General features: G+C 75.4%; 4 protein-coding genes. 2 read left to right on the top strand and 2 right to left on the bottom strand.

The genetic code is table 11. From position 1 onward, the window contains the following. Positions 1–1,069: ROK family transcriptional regulator (locus tag HTZ82_RS08415; protein WP_254711722.1), on the bottom strand; the 1,069-nt coding region annotated here is incomplete at its 3' end. A gap of 100 nt (positions 1,070–1,169) precedes the next feature. On the opposite strand from HTZ82_RS08415, the gene HTZ82_RS08410 reads away from it, so the two are divergent. Together HTZ82_RS08410 and HTZ82_RS08405 are read left to right on the top strand one after the other, a co-directional pair. Then, positions 1,170–2,399, top strand: a complete 1,230-nt coding sequence (locus tag HTZ82_RS08410) for an MFS transporter (RefSeq protein WP_309235377.1) — start codon at positions 1,170–1,172, stop codon at positions 2,397–2,399. A gap of 184 nt (positions 2,400–2,583) precedes the next feature. Next, positions 2,584–3,147, top strand: a complete 564-nt coding sequence (locus tag HTZ82_RS08405) for a hypothetical protein (protein WP_175408672.1) — start codon at positions 2,584–2,586, stop codon at positions 3,145–3,147. Between the two features lie 27 nt (positions 3,148–3,174). Here the strand turns inward: HTZ82_RS08405 and HTZ82_RS08400 are convergent. Beyond that, the coding region (locus HTZ82_RS08400) for a glycoside hydrolase family 6 protein (RefSeq protein ID WP_175408671.1) at positions 3,175–4,189 on the bottom strand (1,015 nt) is incomplete at its 5' end.

The following is a 4,189-nucleotide window of genomic DNA, read 5'->3' as shown; positions in this document are numbered from 1 at the left end:
GGCCGCGCCGGTCATCAGCGCCGTCCCGGTCACCCCGGCCGCGCCGGTCATCAGCGCCGTCCCCGTCACCCCGGCCGCGCCGGTCATCAGCGCCGTCCCCGTCACCCCCGCCGTCCGCGCCGCCCCAGTGGCCTCCGCCGCCCCGGTGGCCTCCGTTGCGCCCCTCGCCCTCGCGGTCCCCGTCGCTCCGGCCGCCCTCCCGGGCCTCGGTGGGACCGGTGCCGGCCGCCACCCCGTACTCCCCCGCCAGGGCGTGGATCGCTGCCGAACCTGCCAGGGCGTGGAAGCCGCCCGCGCAGTCGGTCGCCGAGGGCAGGCCGCCCGTACCCGGGACGGGCAGGAAGCCGATCTCGCCCGCGCCGCCCGACGCGCCGCGCCGCAGCGCCCCGTCCAGGACGACGGCCGCGCCGACACCGTGGCCCAGCCACAGCAGCACGAACGTGTCGCGGTCCCGCGCCGCGCCCTCCCGCTGCTCCGCGACGGCCGCGAGATTGGTCTCGTTCTCGGCGAGGACCGTGGCGGGGAGCCGCTCCCGCAGCTCGCTGATCAGGCGGCGGTGCCACGCGGGCAGCCCCGCCGAGTCCCGCAGCGTGCCCGTGGCCGCGTCGATGAGCCCCGGCGCGCCGATGCCGACCGTGTGGAGGCGGGTCGCGCCCGCGTCCCGGACCGTCCGCTGGAGAAGCGTCGCGGCCCGTTCGACGGCGGGCCCGGTGTCTGTGTCGCCGCCGATCGGCGCGGCCGCCTCCGCCAGCGTGGCGCCCAGCAGATCGGTGACCGTGACGGACACGCTGCGCAGCCGCACGTCGAGGGCGGCGAGGTGCGCGCGGTCCGCGACGATCCCGTACAGGCGGGCGTTCGGGCCGCGCCGTTCCGCGCCCGCCTCGCCGACGACCTGGACCAGTCCGGCGCCCTGCAGGCGTTCGACGAGGTCGGCGACGGTGGGGCGGGACAGCCCGGTGAGCTGCTTGAGCTGACCGGCCGTCAGGGGTCCCTCCTCCTGGAGCAGGCGCAGGGCGAGCCGGTCGTTGATGGCCCGGGCGGTGCTGGGGGAGGCGGGGGCGGTCGGCATGCCGTGGATCCTTTCAGACCATTGATTTCCCATTACTTTCAGGAACCCTTCCTGATAGCTTACGGCTGCGCCACTGCGGACCATGAGTCGGGGAGGTTCTGTGCCGTACGGCAAGGAGAGGGTGAAGCGGGCGCGGTACGCCGTGGCCGCGGTGTTCTGCGTGCACGGCGCGGTCGCCGGCAGCTTCGCGACACGTATCCCCTGGATCCAGGAGCACGCCGGGGTGAGCGCGGGCCAGCTGGGCCTGGCGCTCGCGTTCCCGGCGATCGGCGCCTCGCTGGCGATGCCGCTCGCGGGCGCGGTCAGCCACCGCTTCGGGGCGCGCACGGCGCTGCGCGGGCTGCTGGCCCTGTGGACGCTGTCCCTGGCCCTGCCGTCGCTCGCGCCCAACCTCTACGGGCTGTGCGGCGCGCTGCTCGTGTACGGCGCGACCTCCGGCATGGCCGACGTGGCGATGAACGCGCTGGGTGTGGAGGTCGAGAACCGGCTCGGCCGCTCGATCATGTCCAGCCTGCACGGCATGTGGAGCGTGGGCGCACTGCTCGGCTCGGCCGCCGGCACCGTCGCCGCGACGCTGGGCTCCGACGCGCGTCTGCACCACCTGCTGGCCGCAGGGGCGCTGACGCTGCTGGGCATGGCGTTCTGCCAGGGCGTCCTGGATCTGCGCAGCGCGCCGGACGAGGAGCCGCCGCCGCGGTTCGCGCTGCCGCCGCGTTCGGCGCTGGTGATCGGGGCGATCGGGTTCTGCGGGGTGTTCGCGGAGGGCGCGAGCCTGGACTGGTCGGCGGTCTATCTGAAGGAGCGGCTGGGGACGTCGGCGGGCGTGGCGGCCGCCTCCACGACGGCGTTCGCGCTGACGATGGCGGTGGCGCGGCTGGTGGGCGACCGGGTCGTGGACCGGTTCGGCGCGGTGCGGACGGTACGGGTCGGTGGCGCGGCGGCCACGGCGGGCGGCGTCCTGGTGGTGACGGCACCGCACGCGGTGGTCGCCATGGCGGGGTTCGCCCTGCTGGGGCTCGGCGTGGCGGTGGTCGTGCCGCTGGCCTTCGCGGCCGCCGCCCGCAGCGGGCCGAACCCGAGCCAGGCCATCGCGGGCGTCGCCACCATCACGTACACGTCCGGCCTGATCGCCCCGTCGGCCATCGGCGGCCTGGCCGATCTCACGTCCCTGACGGTGTCCTTCGGTCTGGTCACCCTGCTGACCTTCGGCCTGGTGGCGGGCGCGGGCGTGCTCGGCGCGGGCCGCGACGGGCGGCGAGCGCGCCGCCCATCGGCGGAGCAGGCCCCCACGGCCGGGGCCCGGGGCCCTGGTGCGGGGCCCGGCCGGTAGGCGGGTAGCCGGCGGCATCCATGTCATGTCCTCGGCATGTCCGGTGCGTCCGCGAGCTGTTGAGGGCATGTCACCAGACGGTCACCGTCATCTGGCTTCCCTTACTTCTCCCTTATTCCTCCTGGTTGCATGGGCGCAGCGGGCCCGTCACGGGGGCGGGCCCGCGACACTGATCGGGGGAAGAATGAAGTACCGGCCCTTGGCCCTCTCCGCGACCGCCGCGGCATCCGTCCTGCTGCTCTCCGCCTGCTCGTCGGGGACGACGGCGGCGACGCCGCCGTCACCCGCGGCCCACAGCCCGAAGAGCACCACCGCCGCCGCGCCCCTCGACGAAGAGATCGGCACCATGGCTCAGGGCGGCACGTGCACGTACGACGAGAAGGGCAAGCCCTGGGTCCTCAGCCACCATGGCAAGGGCGGCAAGAACGACGGCCAGACGAAGAAGGACGGCCGCGTCCTGATCCTTTCGACCGGCACCGCCAAGACTCCTGACAACTCCGCGGCCCGCCTCAGCGGCAAGGTGAAGAAGGGCGACCGCGTCTGGGTCGACATCAGCCACGACAAGGGCAAGAACTGGCGCGGCTGCGGCGGTGTCACCACGAAGAAGGACAAAGACAAGTTCTACTCGAAGTGGTACGCGCACTCCGGGAAGAACATCAAGAACCGCGTGATGCGCGCCTGCGCCCGCACCACGACCGACGGCAAGCGCACGACGTGGTGCGGGCCCTGGTGGTCCGACACCCCCTGACCGGCGCGGATCGGCGGACGGCGCCGGTCAGCCCGTCGCCAGTTCGTGGGCGTAGTCCGGCGTGAACGCGCCCGGCGCGCCGCGGCAGCCGTCGGATTCGCCCGGCGGCTTGACCCACAGGTAGGCGTGGATCCGGGCGGCCCCCGTGCCGGTGGTCGGGGGCTGCCCGATGGCGCGCCCGGGTGGGTCGCACCAGCGGGGAACGTTGGGGGCGCCGTTGCCGTTGCGGCCCGTGTCGATGACCGCGCCGAAGCGGGGCGGCGCGCCGAGCGCGGTGAGGACGCGGCGGGCGTAGGCCACTTCGTCGGCGGTGCGGTGGTACTGGGACACGTTGGTGAAGATGCCGTCCCCGTGGCGCACCGCGCCCACCGCCCGCAGCGTCTCGGCCGTCCGGGCGGGCGGGTGCCAGCCGGAGCTGCCGGCGTCGAAGTAGACACGGGCCTTCGGGTTGGCCGCCTTCATCGCGCGGGCCGCGCGGGCCAGGGACGCGAGGCGGGCGGCGCGCTCGTGCTCCGGGAGGCAGCCGGCCTGGGCCAGCGAGTCCGGTTCGAGGACCACCAGGACGTGCCCGCTGCCGAGCCCGGCCGCGAACTCCCCGGTCCAGCGGTCGTACGCCGTGAGGTCGGGCGCCCCGCCGCGCGAGGCACCTCCGCAGTCGCGGCCGGGGATCGCGTACGGGACGAGGACCGGCACGTGACCGAGCGCCTCGGCTGCCGACGTCACGGCACGCACCCGGGACCTGATCGTCCCCGGGTCGTACGACGCGAACCACAGGGCCGTCGGCCGGTCACCGATCCGGGACGCGATGACGGGGCGGCGCGGGTCGCCGGGGTGGCCGCGGATCCAGTCGAGCACCTGCGTCCGCGGGTGGCGGTAGAGGGGCAGGTCCGCCAGGGACGGGGCCTCCTCGTCCTCGGGCACGGAGGCGGTGGCCCGTCCGCCGGGCGCGGGTGCGGGTGCGGGTGCGGACGGGCGCCTCGGCCGGTCTGGGGCGCCCGGCGTCCCGCTCGCCCCGGCGGCCGCCGCTGATTCCCGTACGTCG

The organism is Streptomyces sp. TRM64462 (assembly GCF_013362995.1).
GTDB lineage: Bacteria > Actinomycetota > Actinomycetes > Streptomycetales > Streptomycetaceae > Streptomyces.
Note: the sequence above shows the minus strand (reverse complement) of the source record. Positions and strands in the feature narration are given on the sequence as shown.

Excerpts from the sequence above, each read along its gene's own strand:
- HTZ82_RS08405 (WP_175408672.1), top strand. The coding sequence starts at position 2,584 with ATGAAGTACCGGCCCTTGGCCCTCTCCGCGACCGCCGCGGCATCCGTC.